This is a genomic window from Paraburkholderia sediminicola (assembly GCF_046027355.1).
In the GTDB taxonomy this organism is placed as follows: Bacteria; Pseudomonadota; Gammaproteobacteria; order Burkholderiales; family Burkholderiaceae; genus Paraburkholderia; species Paraburkholderia sediminicola_B.
Map to the genome: position 1 here is coordinate 271,650 of NZ_JAQQEK010000007.1, position 14,505 is coordinate 286,154.

Annotated in this window: 13 protein-coding genes; 9 read left to right on the plus strand and 4 right to left on the minus strand. The window is 58.3% G+C overall.

The window, feature by feature from the left end; translation table 11 throughout:
- Positions 1–6: 6 nt before the first annotated feature.
- Positions 7–225, minus strand: coding sequence for a YtcA family lipoprotein (locus PQR42_RS15000; protein WP_408493660.1), 219 nt, complete (start codon positions 223–225; stop codon positions 7–9).
- On the opposite strand from PQR42_RS15000, the gene PQR42_RS15005 reads away from it, so the two are divergent.
- The 4 genes from PQR42_RS15005 to PQR42_RS15020 all read left to right on the plus strand — a co-directional run bounded on the left by PQR42_RS15005 (position 197) and on the right by PQR42_RS15020 (position 4,512).
- Positions 197–589: a hypothetical protein gene (locus PQR42_RS15005; protein ID WP_408493661.1), complete on the plus strand. Its 393-nt coding sequence runs from the start codon at positions 197–199 to the stop codon at positions 587–589. The genes PQR42_RS15000 and PQR42_RS15005 overlap by 29 nt on opposite strands.
- A 179-nt stretch (positions 590–768) precedes the next feature.
- Complete coding sequence (locus PQR42_RS15010) at positions 769–1,161, plus strand: DUF3331 domain-containing protein (protein ID WP_408385297.1); 393 nt, start codon at positions 769–771, stop codon at positions 1,159–1,161.
- Positions 1,162–1,483: 322 nt separating this feature from the next.
- Positions 1,484–3,205, plus strand: coding sequence for a ubiquinone-dependent pyruvate dehydrogenase (poxB, locus tag PQR42_RS15015; RefSeq protein WP_408385294.1), 1,722 nt, complete (start codon positions 1,484–1,486; stop codon positions 3,203–3,205).
- 134 nt (positions 3,206–3,339) lie between these two features.
- A complete protein-coding gene (locus tag PQR42_RS15020; protein ID WP_408493664.1) occupies positions 3,340–4,512 on the plus strand; it encodes an MFS transporter in 1,173 nt (390 codons plus the stop codon).
- A gap of 124 nt (positions 4,513–4,636) precedes the next feature.
- Here PQR42_RS15020 and PQR42_RS15025 read toward each other — a convergent pair whose 3' ends face one another.
- Complete coding sequence (locus tag PQR42_RS15025) at positions 4,637–5,275, minus strand: response regulator transcription factor (protein ID WP_408385288.1); 639 nt, start codon at positions 5,273–5,275, stop codon at positions 4,637–4,639.
- Positions 5,276–5,812: 537 nt separating this feature from the next.
- Between PQR42_RS15025 and PQR42_RS15030 the strand changes: the two genes are divergently transcribed.
- On the plus strand, positions 5,813–9,166 hold the full coding sequence (locus tag PQR42_RS15030) for a PAS domain-containing protein (protein WP_408385285.1): 3,354 nt from the start codon (positions 5,813–5,815) through the stop codon (positions 9,164–9,166).
- Between the two features lie 179 nt (positions 9,167–9,345).
- Positions 9,346–9,696, plus strand: a complete 351-nt coding sequence (locus PQR42_RS15035) for a winged helix-turn-helix domain-containing protein (RefSeq protein ID WP_408217065.1) — start codon at positions 9,346–9,348, stop codon at positions 9,694–9,696.
- A gap of 55 nt (positions 9,697–9,751) precedes the next feature.
- Here PQR42_RS15035 and PQR42_RS15040 read toward each other — a convergent pair whose 3' ends face one another.
- Both PQR42_RS15040 and PQR42_RS15045 read right to left on the minus strand, forming a co-directional pair.
- Complete coding sequence (locus PQR42_RS15040; RefSeq protein ID WP_408217068.1) at positions 9,752–10,117, minus strand: response regulator; 366 nt, start codon at positions 10,115–10,117, stop codon at positions 9,752–9,754.
- A 368-nt stretch (positions 10,118–10,485) separates the two neighbouring features.
- A complete protein-coding gene (locus tag PQR42_RS15045) occupies positions 10,486–11,172 on the minus strand; it encodes a TetR/AcrR family transcriptional regulator (RefSeq protein WP_408217071.1) in 687 nt (228 codons plus the stop codon).
- Positions 11,173–11,492: 320 nt separating this feature from the next.
- On the opposite strand from PQR42_RS15045, the gene PQR42_RS15050 reads away from it, so the two are divergent.
- The 3 genes from PQR42_RS15050 to PQR42_RS15060 are packed head-to-tail and all read left to right on the plus strand — an operon-like array spanning position 11,493 to position 14,499.
- The gene (locus PQR42_RS15050) at positions 11,493–12,419 is read left to right on the plus strand and encodes an HlyD family secretion protein (protein WP_408385282.1); all 927 of its coding nucleotides are present in this window, start codon (positions 11,493–11,495) and stop codon (positions 12,417–12,419) included.
- Positions 12,416–13,360: an ABC transporter ATP-binding protein gene (locus PQR42_RS15055; RefSeq protein WP_408217077.1), complete on the plus strand. Its 945-nt coding sequence runs from the start codon at positions 12,416–12,418 to the stop codon at positions 13,358–13,360. The genes PQR42_RS15050 and PQR42_RS15055 overlap by 4 nt, the downstream gene beginning before the upstream one ends.
- Positions 13,357–14,499, plus strand: a complete 1,143-nt coding sequence (locus PQR42_RS15060; RefSeq protein WP_408385279.1) for an ABC transporter permease — start codon at positions 13,357–13,359, stop codon at positions 14,497–14,499. The genes PQR42_RS15055 and PQR42_RS15060 overlap by 4 nt, the downstream gene beginning before the upstream one ends.
- Positions 14,500–14,505 lie beyond the last annotated feature (6 nt).

The window sequence follows — 14,505 nt, forward strand, 5'->3', positions numbered from 1 at the left end:
AAAGATTCAATGTTGGAAGAACATCAACCAGACAGCGAGCGCCAGGAAAGCGACAAGCGTGGGATACACCACGGCTGAAGGTCCCATCAGATGGTCGGCCTGTAAGCGCTTGAGGATCAGATAGATGACGACCGTGAGCACGACGCCCGCGACGATACAGAACAGCCAGTCGGGAAAATACGCGCCCAGCACGCCAATGGATGGCGAATTTGCACACCCTGACATCGGAATCGCGGCAATCGCGGCCGCGCCGATTGCACGCTTTGAACATCTGCCTCTGGCTAGTGGCATGTGTTGTTTCAAAGTCGTCTCTGTGGTTGAAATCAATGTCACGTCTTGCAGATACGCCGATGCGTCTCGCCTCGGATTTCGGGTTTTGGGCAGCGAGGGAAACGGCTTCGGGCACACCGAAGATGTGACGCTTGCTTTGCATCTCCAACACAGCGCCGTCATCCAAAGGCCTTCTGAAGAAAACGATAGCGCATTTTGCAAGGTCGCAGCCCGTTGGGCCGCCCGTCGACAGATGGCAGGCGCACCAAGTCGTCACAATAACGCCGAAAAAGGTATTCCGCATTACATGAATATGTAATGTCGCCGCAGTGGTTCCCCTCCCTGGTCAAACCCCACGCACTCCACATTCATGTAGTAGCGGCCCGCAAGTCCGCTGACTATCATCAAGCCAGGGTCGAACGTCGGCTCGAGAATCCGGCCCGTCACATTGATTGCGCACGGCATCTTTTTGTCTAATGAGAATCGAGGAACCGCGTCATGCAAGCTCCCTTTGAAGAAGACAGAACGTGGCAGTCCACGATGGCGCTCCTCTCGAGCGAAGGCGAAATGCAACTGTCTATTGTGTCCAGTCGCGTCCGTCCGATGCGCGGCAAAGGCAAATTTTCAAAATGTGCGATCCGGATTCTGGAGCGCAATGGACAGATCTCGGCAACTATTGCGTGGAGCGATGCGACCTCCTGCTGCTACGGCGAACAGCTATGGCGGCGCTGCATCGCGAGGAAAGCCGGGGTTTGCGCGCTGAGCGGCCAGGCCATTGCAACAGGCGATGCTGTGTATCGACCCAGGCGTGGCCGACCTCCACCACGAAACGTCGAAGCGATGATTCTGGCTACTATTATGGACGCGACCCCTGTGGAGGAAGCTGTCTAACGGATCAAATCCGGCTCTGCGTCAACAACAGATAACGTCATGCTCGGCCGGGACATGTCATATCTATGTAATCCGAAGCATGTCCAAGTGTCCTGCCATTACTCAAAAAGTGTCAAGCGCCAATAGCTGGCCAGGCTGATTCCAGATTCATGTAATAGCCGTGCTTCGCCGCGCTCACTAACATCAAGAACCTGACACTGCGGACCGTTCAAATCAGCCAATACGGCTGGGCGATTGCACCGCGCTCGCGCGGACGCGCCTTCTTTGTCTCTCTGCGAAAGCATCGCACTCGTAGTAATTCATTCACCTATGGAGATGTGAAATGGCGACGATAGCTGCCGACTACATGGTTGGTGCACTAGTCAACGCGGGCGTGAAGCGCGTGTTCGGTGTCGTGGGGGATTCGCTCAATGGATTCACGGACTCGCTGCGCCGGGATGGTTCGATTGAATGGGTTCACATGCGGCATGAGGAAAGCGCCGCTTTCGCCGCTGGCGCCGAGGCTCATCTCACGGGGCAACTCGCAGTCTGTTGCGGAAGTTGCGGGCCGGGGAATCTGCACCTCATCAACGGCTTGTTCGACTGCCAACGCAGCGGCGTTCCCGTTCTCGCTATCGCCGCGCATGTCCCAAGTACGGAAATAGGCATCGACTATTTTCAGGCTACTCACCCCGAAATCCTGTTCAAGGAATGTAGCCACTACGTCGAACTCGTCCACAGTCCCGACCAACTACCGCAAATTCTGGGTCGTGCGATCCGGACAGCGGTTGCGCGTAAAGGCGTCGCTGTTGTCGTCATACCTGGAAATGTGGCACTCGGGCCTCTCACCAAACCCGTGCCGAGCTGGAGCGCACCTTCTGCTCCGGTGATCCACCCATCGAACGACGAGATCACGGAACTCGCAGGTCTGCTGAACCGGTCGTCGCGAGTGACGTTGCTGTGTGGGGCCGGCTGCAAGGATTCTCATGCGGAAGTCGTGGAACTCGCCCGCAAACTGCAAGCGCCGATCGTGCACTCGCTGCGAGGAAAGGAATACATCGAATACGACAACCCGTTCGATGTTGGCATGACGGGCCTTGTCGGCTTCGCTTCCGGTTATTCCGCGATGAAGAGTTGCGACATGCTCCTGATGTTGGGCACCGACTTCCCTTATCGGCAGTTCTACCCGGAGAAGGTGACTATCGCGCAGGTCGATACAAGGGCGGAAGCGCTCGGCAATCGATGCCCGATAGAGCTTGGCGTATTGGGAACCGTCAAGGATACGCTCAACGAACTTCTTCCCAGGATTCAGCAGAAAACGGACAGCAGCTTTCTGAATCGCGCACTCGACGACTATCGCAAGGCTCGCCAGAGCCTGGACGCGCTGGCGGAGCCGGAAGCGGGCAGCAGCACGATCCATCCGCAGTATGTGACGCGGCTCGTCAGCGAACTCGCGGACGAGGACGCGATCTTCTCCTGCGACGTGGGCACCCCTATCGCATGGACCGCCCGATATCTGAAGATGAACGGCAAACGACGACTGGTCGGTTCATTCAACCACGGCTCGATGGCCAATTCGCTATTGCACTCGATCGGCGCGCAGGCCGCTTTCAGGGACCGGCAGGTGATTTCGATGTCGGGTGACGGCGGCTTCACCATGATGATGGGCGAGTTCCTGACGCTGATTCAAACCGGTTTGCCGGTCAAGGTCGTCGTGCTCAACAACGGAACGCTGGGCTTCGTGGAAATGGAGATGAAGGCCAGTGGGTTCATCGACACGGGATGTGACCTGAAAAATCCGAACTTCGCCGCGATGGCCAACGCGATAGGAATCAAAGGCGTGCGCGTCGAGCATCCTGCGGAGCTGGAAGGCGCTTTGGCCGAAGCATTCGCCCATCCGGGTCCGGCTCTCGTCGATGTAGTGAGCGCACGCCAGGAGCTCGTGATGCCTCCTGCGACGACCGCTGACCAAACTTATCACTTTGGGCTCTTCATGCTTCGTGCGGTCATGGACGGTCGAGGCCAGCAGCTCATCGACCTCGCAAAGGTCAATCTGTTCCGGTAACGCGATTAGCAAAACTCAACGGAAACCGAACCATGTCCAGCAAGGTCGTCAGCACTGTCAATGTTGCATCAGACCGCCAGCCCATCCACATGGGTTTCGTCATCGCCTGGCTTTTCTGTGCCGCGTTCTACTTCATGCAGTACATGCTGCGTTCCGCGCCGGGCGTGATGATACCCGAGCTGAGTGCGGCGTTCGCCCGCGATGCGCTGGGCGTGGGTGCGCTCGTCGGCCTGTACTACTACACCTATGCGCTGTTCTCGATCGTTTGCGGTGCGTTGCTCGATCGGCTCGGCGGCAAGGCCGTCATTCCGGCCGGCATCGTGCTCGTTGCCATCGGCGCGGCGCTCTTCGGTCTGGGCAGCGTGGAGGCGGCGCAGGTCGGCCGCCTGCTGCAAGGCGCGGGTTCGGCGTGTGGGTTCATCGGCGCGGTGTATCTCGCCACGCACGGTTTTCCTCCACGTTCTCTCGCGACAGCGGTGGGATTCACTCAATGCTTCGGCATGCTGGGCGGCTCCGCGGGTCAGTTCGCCGTGGCCCCGCTGATTCACGGCCTCATCAAGTGGCAGCAGTTCTGGTGGCTGTCCGGCCTCGTCATCCTCTTGATCGCCGTGCTGGTGTTCTTCGCGACGCCCGCAGCCCATGACGACAGTCCAGCCAGCCAGGGCTCGTGGATGAAGATGTTCGCGCCGTACAAGGAAGTGCTGTCCAATCCGCAGTCGTATCTCTGCGGTTTCTGCGCCGGCCTGCTGTTCTTGCCGACGACGATCGGCGACATGATCTGGGGCATTCCCTTTCTGCACAACGGTCTCGACGTCAGCTATGCGGAAGCTGTCAATCGTGCGAGCATGGTGCCGCTCGGCTGGGTGATCGGCTGCCCCCTGTTAGGTTACCTGTCTGACCGTCTGGGCCGTCGCAAGCCGGTGTTGATCGCCGGCGCACTGCTGATGCTTGTGTCGGGCGCGGGCATTTTCTATCTGCCTGCCGGTGTGGCGCCGCCTTACGTGCTCGGCCTGCTTCTCGGCATCGGCTCCGGTGCGGCAATGCTGCCCTACACAGTGATCAAGGAAGTCAATCCGGACAACGTCAAGGGCAGCGCCAGCGGCGCGATTAATTTCCTGGTGTTCACGTTCAGCGCCTTGCTCACGCCTGTGTACGGCAAGGTGCTCGCCCACGTCGCGGGCGGCGGCGCAATGAACCTGCCGGTGTTCCGCGCAGCCGGCTCATGGCTGCTCGGCGGCATCGTGCTTGCAATGGTGCTGGCGATGTTCATGCGCGAGACCGGACCGCGCGGACGCGCGAACGCGTGAGGCTTTACAGCCAGGCTAGCGTTTTGGGATCCTATCCGAAGGGTGAGCCGCCGACGTTTGGGCGTTCGGGCGTTCGTCGGCCACAAATTTTCCGTATCGGGTCGGTGATAATGCGTGTCTGACGTCAGGCATCGAACGTGGTGGTCGACGATGTTTCAAGTTGCAGTTTGCTTGCCTGCCTGACAAGCGTGGCAAATGAATCCGCCTGCATTTTTCTCATGATGTGGCCACGATGAACCTGCACGGTGTATTCAGTGATGCCAAGGATTGCCGCCGCCTGCTTGTTCAGCAAACCGCTTGCGAGTAACGGCAACAGCTCCTGCTCACGAGGCGTCAACGATTGATAGAGGGCCTGTAGTATCGCTGCATTCGCCGCCTCCTCGCGAAGAACGTGCGCCCTGGCGAGGGCTCCGTCGACCGCGCGCATCAAGGCATCTTCATCGACAGGCTTTGTGAGGAAGTCGACAGCGCCGCCCTTCATGGCAAGAACTACGGACGGCACGTCTCCCATTCCGGTGATGAAAATGACGGGAATCGGCGAGTCCATGCGGACAAGCTTCTGGACTTCCAGGCCATTCATGCCTGGCATTCGCATGTCCAGGATCAGACATGCCACGACATTTCGATGCGGGGTGTCGAGAAACTCTCCACCCGAGCTGAATGCCTGGACGTTTCTTCCGTTTGCGCGCAGCAGCGTAGAGAGTGCTTCCCGCACCCGGCTGTCGTCGTCCACCACATAGACCAGTTCGTTTGCGGATTCCATGGAACCCCCTGTAGTCAGGCGAAACTTCCCCTAACGTCGGTACAGTCGGTCTGCGATAGACGCGCCGAATGTGCCTCTCCTCGCGCGTGCCGACGAGAAATTATAGCCGTCGGAGTCGTTGCCAGGAAGCGTGGGAAGCCGTGTCGCGCATTACATGATCATGTAATGTCACCGCCGTATATGAAATTGTAGGCTTGGCGTTCCGCCTCGTCGGCTTGATTGGAAATCCCGATGCGGCGCACTCGAAAACACGTCATTGCTATCAGCCCGACTATGCTCTTCCAAACCGTGTCTTCGAAAAGCTTTGGTCCCCAAACGCAGGCAGCGATTCACTATCGTATGACGGATCGCTGTCTCCTCATATTCGATTCGTGCGCACCGCACTACGCGTGACCAGGTCTCGCACGTACTACATAAAACAACCGGCGACGCCCCGCTCAATTTGCGCGCAAGGCACCGTTGCGCTGGAAGATTCTGCCATCGGCGGAGACATGCAAAGTACCACTGTTCAATGCACCGACGAACTCGGAGGTTGACATGCTTACCGTGTTGATACCACGCTCGTCTCGGCATGTTGCCCTCAGCGTCGCCATATCGAGTGTGTCAGGTGTGGCGGCGTCAATAGAGCCGATTTCCGGCATCTTCCTTGTTGTCCTGATCGCGCACTTTTTCGGCAGGAGCTTCGGGCGTCTGGCCGCTGGGTTCGCTTCGCTTGGAATTGCCGGGGCGGCGTTGACTGCCGGTCACCCTCCTCTGGCCTTCTGCTCTATCGCCCGTTCCGTCGTCGCAATCGCGGCGGCATGGCTTTGTGCCGAGTTGGCCTCTCGGCGCCCCCGGCAGCCAGACTCGATGGCCGGATTGAAGGATGAGCCGTTCGGCGAGCAGCTCCGCCAACTGGACCAGACACTTCAAAGCATTAGCAGTCTCTTTCCCGGTCATGTGTGGACCGCGCTGCCCAATGGTGACATCGAATACCTGAGTCCCAGCCTATGCGAATACACCGGCATAAAAGAGGCACATCACTGCGACTCTTTCCGAGCCGCCATCCACCCTGACGACCTGCGGACAAACGACCGATACTGGGCCGCTCTCCGGGCCGGAAACGACATGGGAGAGCTGGAGCTTCGACTCCGACGTATTGACGGCGAGTACCGGTGGTTTCTCTGCCGCGTCAAAGCGATAAGAAACGACAGTGGACGGCTACTGCGATGGATCGGTGTGAGCTGGGACATACACGACAGGAAGACGGCGGAATCCCTTCTTCGAATCGAAGAAGAAACCTATCGGCGCATTGTGGATAGTGTACCGGCATGCGTATGTGTCGGTGGCCCCACCGGCGAGCTTGTCTACGTGAATAAAGTCGGCGTTGCCGCGCTGGGAAGACCGATGGAGGAAATAGTCGGCGACCGATGGATGGCTTACATTCACCCCGATGACATGCTGGCCGCACGACAGCAATGGAAAGCGTGCATCGCCGCGCGCGAACCGGTCGACATTGCCGTGAGGATGCAGCAGCACGACGGCATATACCGCTGGCAGCGTCTTCTAGCCGAGCCGTCCCGGTCGTCGAACGGAGAGGTCATCAACTGGTACCTCGTCGGAATAGAAATCGAAGCGACCATCAGGGCTCAACAGGCATTGGCCGCCAGTGAGAGAGAAGCCAGAGAGCTCCTCGATCGATTACCCGGCCGCTTCGCTACCCGCACAGCCGACGGTTTCGACTTCATCAATCAGCAGATTCTCGAGGAAACAGGAACTACGCTTGAGGGCATACAGAAGCGTGGCTTTCTGAGTTTCGTTCACCCCGATGACCGCGACAGGATAAAGGAGGGGCATCTTCGCTCTGTTCAGGAAAAGAGCGCGCACGATACGACCTACCGATGGGCAGACCGCGACGGTGATTATCGGTGGCGGCACTCGCGCTCCGTCCCTTACTTCAACGATGACGGTAGCGTCTACAAGTGGTATTCCGTGACCATCGACATTGATGAGCTTTACAGATCCAAAGAGGTCATCCGTGACCGCGAAGCGCAACTGAATTGGCTGACAGAGAATGTTCCCAGCCTGCTCTGGCGTACGGACTCCCACGGCCGTCTGGAATACGTAAGCAAGCGCACTGAAGACTACACTGGCCTACAGCTCAATGATTTGATGGCGACCGGCTGGCTTCACCTGGTGCACCCAGATGACTCTGCGTCAACCGTTGAAGCCTGGCAGGATTCCATCGAAAGCGGGAGACCTTATGACTGGGTCTATCGGCTCCGCGCAGCCGACAACACGTATCGATGGTTTCAATGCAAAGGCACACCTATGCGGGATGCCAACGGTGATATTGTGAATTGGTATGGTCTTTCAACGGATATCCACGACCGCCAGTTGGCTCAAGAGGCTATTCGCACCGAAGAGCTCAATTTGCGAAGGCTCGTAGACGCATTGCCCGTGATGATCTGGCGGGCCACACCGCAAGGAGATGTCGACCGATGGAATCGGCAAATGCTGACGTTCATGGGCAAAAGCGGGGAAGAATTCGACAGAGAAATGTTACTTAACCTCATCCCGGAAGCTGACCGCCTTCGTGTCCGTTCGCGCTGGAGGCGAGCTGTCCAGGAAGGTGCGTCCTATCAGGACACCTACCAGGTGACTGGCGCCGATGGGAAACTGCGCTGGTATCTCGCTCGCGGCGAACCGTTTCGCGACGAAAGCGGACAGATCCTGCACTGGTACGGCGTATGTACGGACATCAATGATCTCAAGCAAACGGAAGCAGTACTCGAACAGCGGGAGCACCAGCTACACGAGCTTATCGAGACCATCCCGGCCATGCTCTGGTGCAATGACCCACAAGGCGGGCTCACTTACATCAATCGGAAAACCTCCGAATTTGTTGGCCTGGATATTTCGCAACTCGCAAACCTCGGCTATCGGAAGACCTTCCATCCTGACGACCTGGGCAGCGTGCTTCACGCGTGGGCACACTCGATCGAGACTGGCGAACCGTACTGCCATGTTGCCCGCCTTCGCCGAAAAGACGGCGTTTATCGGTGGTACCAGAACACTGCCGAAGCAATGAGAGACTCCGACGGCAACATTGTTCAATGGTATGGGCTTAGTCTTGATATCGACGAACGCAAGCGCGCAGAGGACCGGCTCAGGCAGACTCAGGCTGAACTCGCGCGTGCAACCCAGATTGCCACGGTCGCAGAACTCTCGGCGTCGATCGCACACGAACTCAATCAGCCTCTCACGTCCGTTATCGCCAATGCGCAGGCTTGCAAACGGTGGCTCGCAGCGTCTCCGCCCAATCTGGGCGAAGCCAGGGTTTCCGTGGAAAGCGTCGTTCGGGATGCCCGTTCCGCCGACGAGACGATGCAAAGCATACGTGCACTGTTTAAGCGGCAAGCATTCCAGAAGCGGGAACGGAATGTGAAAGACATGGTACTCGAAGCCGTCCGACTGCTACGGGAAGACGAAACCAGGCGTAGCGCCCACATCGAGTTCGACTTGCCCGATGGCCTGCCTGCAGTGTTCGTCGACCAGATACAGATTCAACAGGTTCTTCTTAACCTCATCACGAACGGAATAGAGGCCACGGAAAACTCGGGACGCACACCCAGGATTCTCATTGTCGCAAGCTCCGTTGACGACCGGTCCGTGCTGCTTGAGGTCATCGATAACGGTTCGGGAATCGTTGACGACGACAGCATATTCGACGCGTTCGTCACGACCAAGTGCAAGGGAATGGGCATCGGGCTTGCGGTGTCTCGTTCCATTATCGAAGCTCATGAGGGTCAGCTTATTGCCTCCAATAACGAGGGCTGCGGAGCGACCTTCGGCGTCGTCCTCCCCATCTTGCCTGTCCAGATTTCCCAACAGGAGGTAAGCGCCAGATAGTGCAGCCTTGACTCCAGTTTCATGTAATAGCGCTTAGACTTACGGCCAACTACCATCGAAACCAGGTAGAACACTGGAGCGACCAAGGCTCGATGGCTTCAACGCTACTATCGGAGTCGCCGGTCTGCGCCGGTTACTGTCCAAATTCAGCGGTCTCAAACGAATGGACATTTAAAGCAATGATTCGCATTGGAAATCTGACTGTCTTCCCGGACCGGCGAGAGATATTCGTCGACGGCTCTCCTGTCGAACTCGGCTGCAGAGCGATGGATGTGTTGCTCGTCCTTATCGAAGCAAACGGCGCATTAGTGACAAAGGAGAAGCTGATAGACGAGGTGTGGCCGACCACTGTAGTCGTGGATAACAATCTTCACGTGCACATCTGCGGGATTCGTAAAATGATGGGCAAGGATCGTAAGTGGCTTGTATCTGTACCTGGCCGCGGCTATCGTCTGTTGAGACCGGTTCAGCTACCGCACGCCGCTTCGATTTTCGTCGAATATACTGACTCGAGACGGGGTGCGCAGTAGTCTTTTATCTTCGAATGCGCGACTCGCCGGGCGCGACGACTGACCACCGACGCCTTCAGGCGATACTATCGAGCAGGTCCAGCAGCGCGTCCCCGTCGACAGGTTTTCTGAAGAAACCTAGTGCGCCTCTTTGTAGATAGTAGTTTTCCGTCTGCTCGCCCGGTTTGCCTGTGATAATGATGACGGGCATTGCCGCGCCAGAATGAATCACACGCTCAAGCACTTGCAAACCGTCGATGGGCCGCATTCCCAAATCCGTAATAACGCATAACAGACCCAGGTAGCCGTCGGAAAAGAGATCCTGTGCCGATTCGTAGAGCCTTGTTCCATACCCGCCAGAGGCCAGCAGATTCGCAAGAGAGGTCAGAACCCGTCGATCATCGTCAATCACGGCAACGGTTCGAACCGGAGGCACGAGCATTTCTTTCCTCCGGGACATGGAGTCTCACAAAGGTTTGACGTTGGCGTCGGGCGTCGAACGTGGTAGTCGACCAGATAGACCAGTTCGTTTTCGGATTCCATGGAATCCCTCTGTGGTCAGGTAAAAAAACTCCCCTAACGTCGGTATGGCTGGTCTGCGATAGACCCGCTAAATGTGTCTCTCAAGCGGGTGTGCCGATGAGAAATTATAGTCATCGGAATCGTCGTCCGGAAGCGTGGGGAGCCACGTGGCGCATTACATGATTATGCAATGTCACCACCAGGTAAGAAGTTGTAGGCTTATTGTTTCGTCAAACCGCCGTCATTGATACCGGCCATCACTGTATTCTCAGCGAGCCAATGGCGTGTTCACCTGGCCTCTGAACGATGAGCGAGTGCGATCGCATCGAGACCCGCCAGCACGAATCGCACAAAATCCTCTGCAAGCGCATCCTTGTCCTTTGCGACCGCGGGCAATAGAGCAGACTGCATCTGCTTTGGCGCGATCATCATGGCAATGCAGGGCAACACCGTAAACATCAAAGCCCGCTGAACCACGGGCGTGATCGGGTCCAGTCCCAGCACGTTGCCGATCACCTTGAGCAGGAATGCGGCTTTCGGACGTACCGCTTTCTCGATGAGCGCCGGGATGGCTTTCGACGGTGACAGCACTTCGCGCAGCATCAGCATAAAGCCCCAAGGCGTGTCCGCGCTCGTTGAAAGGCCGACGAAACGGGAAAGGACCGCGCGCAACTGATCCTTGGGATCGTCGAGGCCCGCGGCAAGCGCTGCTAGCTCGTCAAGACCCACGACTTGCCGGTGCGCCTCGACCAGCGCTGCTTCGTAAAGCGCATCCTTGCTTCCAAAGTGATAGTTCACCGACGCCATCGGTGTGCCCGCGCGCTCGCAAATTTCCTTGCTGGTGGCATCCGCGAAACCACGTTCGGCGAACACCTGGCCCGCAGTCTCGAGCAGGTGCTGACGGGTCGCCGCGCCGTCAGGGCGCGAGGCCCGTTTAGGCTGCGTCGCGGCTGTCTTTTTCGGGCTGGTCGGCATGGTTGAACACTTACGTTCCAAACAATAGTTTGAATTTGAATTCAAATTCGCATAGTATCCATTCTACTTCATCTGCGTCCGGTCCGCGAACGGACGCGCCGGCATGGAATGCTGAGTCATCAACGCCGCCGGAACGCCCTCGCGGAGACTGCGGATCGAACTCGACGCGCGCTTTCCGTCGTGTTGAGTCGATCCGCCTAGTGTCCCGATCGCGATACGACAGGGTTTTAATTATGGATGACTTAGTAAATAAACGCCTCTCGGTTGGAGTTTCGTCTAACCTCACGCGAACGCGGCGATTTGCCGGCGCCGTACTTTCCGTGCTGCTCGTCGCCCTGCTATCGGGCTGTTCGCGGCACGAAGCGGCGACTTACCAAGGCTACGTCGAAGGTGAATTCGTCTACCTCGGCTCCTCGCAAGCCGGCAAGCTTACGGGGTTGTCGGTCTCTCGCGGACAAACGATCAAGGTGAACGCCTCGCTATTTTCCCTTGAGTCCGACGATGAAACCCACGCGCTCGCCCAGGCGCAGCAGCAACTCGCGGCGGCCCGCGCTCAACTCGCCGATATCCGGACCGGCAAACGCGTGCCCGAAGTGGACGTTAGCCGTGCGCAACTGGCCGAGGCCGTCGCCAACGCCCGCAAGGCCGCGCTGCAACTGACGCGGGACGAAGCCCAATACCGCGCAGGCGGCATCGCTAAAGCTCAACTCGACGATTCGCGCGCCAACGCAGACGCCACCGCCGCGCAGGTCCGGGAACTCACCCATCAGGTCGACGTGGCTCGCCTGCCCGCCCGTTCACAACAGATCGTCGAACAGGAGGCGCAAGTAGCCGCCGCCGATGCCGTGGTTGCGCAGGCCCAATGGAAGCTCGACCAGAAACGCGTCAGCGCCCCCTCAGAAGGCCTTGTCTATGACACGCTCTATCGCCAGGGTGAATGGGTGCCCGCCGGCAGTCCGATCGTCCAGATGCTGCCGCCGCAGAACGTCAAGGTGCGTTTCTTCGTTCCGGAGTCGATCGTCGGGCAACTGGCACTCAATCGTGGCGTAGCGCTGCATTGCGACGGCTGCGCGGCTGACGTGCCTGCGAAGATTACTTACGTGTCGAGTCAGGCTGAATACACGCCGCCCGTCATCTATAGCAACGAAAGCCGCGCCAAGCTCGTGTTCATGGTCGAAGCCCACCCGTCGATTGCGGACGCAACGAAGCTTCATCCGGGCCAACCCGTCTCGGTGGTGCTGCAATGAACGACGATGCCCAACCGTACGTGATCGACGTGCATGACCTGAACAAGCGCTTCGGCAACAAACACGTTGTCAACAACGTCTCGTTGCAGGTCAGCCGCGGCGAGATCTTCGGCTTTCTCGGGCCGAACGGCAGCGGCAAGACGACGTCCATCCGCCTCATGTGTGGATTGCTCACGCCGGATTCGGGCAGCGGCACCTGCCTCGGCTACGACATCGTGCGTGAGAGCGAGCAGATCAAACGCAATGTCGGGTACATGACCCAGCGCTTTTCTTATTGGGAAGACCTGACCATCCGCGAGAATCTCGACTTTGTCGCGCGCATCTACCAGATGCGCAACCGGCGCGAAGCGGTGGATCGCTCGCTGGAATCGCTCGGCTTGCAAACGCGCGCGAACCAGCTGACCGGTTCCCTGTCGGGCGGCTGGAAGCAGCGGCTCGCGCTTGCTGCCTGCATGCTGCACGAGCCGAAACTGCTGCTGCTCGATGAACCGACCGCCGGCGTGGATCCCACCGCACGGCGCGACTTCTGGGAGGAACTGCATCGCCTTGCCGCGACCGGCATATCGGTGCTTGTCAGTACCCACTACATGGATGAAGCGGAACGCTGTCACAAGCTCGCTTATATCGCTTACGGGAAGATGCTCGCCCGCGGCACCGCGAGCGAGGTGATCGAATCACAAGGTCTTTCGACGTGGGCCATCCACGGTGAACACCTGAGCAAGCTATCCGAGCAGCTCCGCACGACGCCCGGCGTCGACCAGACCGTCGTGTTCGGTTCCGCCCTGCACGTCAGCGGCCGCGATCATGAAGCGCTCGAAGCCGCGGTGCGGCAAGCGGTTGCCGGAACCTCGCTGCGCATCGAACCGATCGGCACGGGACTCGAGGATGTGTTCATCTATCTAATGAGCCATTCGAAAGACAACTTCGGAGCGCCGTCATGAAGAATCGCACCGTCTTCTCTCTGACACGCTGGTGGAGCATCGTCCTCAAGGAGTTTCTTCAGTTGAGGCGTGACCGCGTCACCTTCGGCATGATCATCGGGCTGCCGATCATCCAACTGGCACTGTTCGGCTTCGCGATCAATACCGACCCGAAGCATCTGCCGACAGCCGTCATCATCCACGACCAGAGCGAATTTTCTCGCAGCTTCGTTGCGGCGATGGCGAACTCAGCTTATTTCGACATCGTCGAAACCTTGCCCAACGAAGAGGCCGGGCGCCGCGCGCTCGCCCAGGGCAAGGTGCAATTCGTGCTCAATGTGCCAGTGGATTTCTCGCGCAAACTGCTGCGTGGCGAGCATCCGTCGCTACTGGTCGAAGCCGACGCGACCGATCCCACCGCAACGAACACCGCCGTCAGCGCGCTGCCGAAACTCGTCCAACCAGTCGCTGACAAAGATCTCACGGGCCCGCTTGCACACCTGAACGGCACGCAAAACGCATTCGACGTGCAGATTCACAACCTCTACAACCCCGAAGGCGTTACACAATACAACGTCGTGCCGGGGCTGATGGGCGTGATCCTCACCATGACGCTCGTCATGATGACCGGTCTCGCGGTGACTCGCGAACGCGAGCGCGGCACGATGGAAAACCTGCTCGCCACTCCTGTTCTGCCAATCGAAGTGATGACCGGCAAGATCGTGCCTTATGTCGTCATCGGGCTCATTCAGGCGTCGATCATTCTTGCCGCGACGCGCTACGTTTTCCATGTTCCGTTTGTCGGCAGCGCGCTGGCCATCTATCTCTCGGCGTTGCTTTTCATTGCGGCGAATCTGACGGTTGGCATCACGCTTTCCTCGCTTGCACAAAACCAGTTGCAGGCGATGCAGCTCACCGTCTTCTACTTCTTGCCCAACATCCTCCTCTCAGGCTTCATGTTCCCTTTCGCGGGCATGCCGGCTTGGGCGCAGTTTATCGGCAACCTCTTGCCGTTGACCTATTTCAACAGGCTGATTCGTGGCATTTTGCTCAAGGGCAATGGCTGGGCTGATCTATGGCCTTCGGTGTGGCCAATGGCGCTGTTCACGGCAATCGTCATGGCCATTGCCTTGCGCTTCTACCGGCGCACGCTCGACTAGGAAGAC

Bases quoted from the DNA above. Each gene is read 5' to 3' on its own strand.
- PQR42_RS15005 (WP_408493661.1), top strand. From the start codon at position 197: ATGGATGGCGAATTTGCACACCCTGACATCGGAATCGCGGCAATCGCG.
- PQR42_RS15000 (WP_408493660.1), bottom strand. From the start codon at position 225: ATGTCAGGGTGTGCAAATTCGCCATCCATTGGCGTGCTGGGCGCGTAT.
- PQR42_RS15010 (WP_408385297.1), top strand. From the start codon at position 769: ATGCAAGCTCCCTTTGAAGAAGACAGAACGTGGCAGTCCACGATGGCG.
- poxB (WP_408385294.1), top strand. From the start codon at position 1,484: ATGGCGACGATAGCTGCCGACTACATGGTTGGTGCACTAGTCAACGCG.
- PQR42_RS15020 (WP_408493664.1), top strand. From the start codon at position 3,340: ATGCAGTACATGCTGCGTTCCGCGCCGGGCGTGATGATACCCGAGCTG.
- PQR42_RS15025 (WP_408385288.1), bottom strand. From the start codon at position 5,275: ATGGAATCCGCAAACGAACTGGTCTATGTGGTGGACGACGACAGCCGG.
- PQR42_RS15030 (WP_408385285.1), top strand. From the start codon at position 5,813: ATGCTTACCGTGTTGATACCACGCTCGTCTCGGCATGTTGCCCTCAGC.
- PQR42_RS15035 (WP_408217065.1), top strand. From the start codon at position 9,346: ATGATTCGCATTGGAAATCTGACTGTCTTCCCGGACCGGCGAGAGATA.
- PQR42_RS15040 (WP_408217068.1), bottom strand. From the start codon at position 10,117: ATGCTCGTGCCTCCGGTTCGAACCGTTGCCGTGATTGACGATGATCGA.
- PQR42_RS15045 (WP_408217071.1), bottom strand. From the start codon at position 11,172: ATGCCGACCAGCCCGAAAAAGACAGCCGCGACGCAGCCTAAACGGGCC.
- PQR42_RS15055 (WP_408217077.1), top strand. From the start codon at position 12,416: ATGAACGACGATGCCCAACCGTACGTGATCGACGTGCATGACCTGAAC.
- PQR42_RS15060 (WP_408385279.1), top strand. From the start codon at position 13,357: ATGAAGAATCGCACCGTCTTCTCTCTGACACGCTGGTGGAGCATCGTC.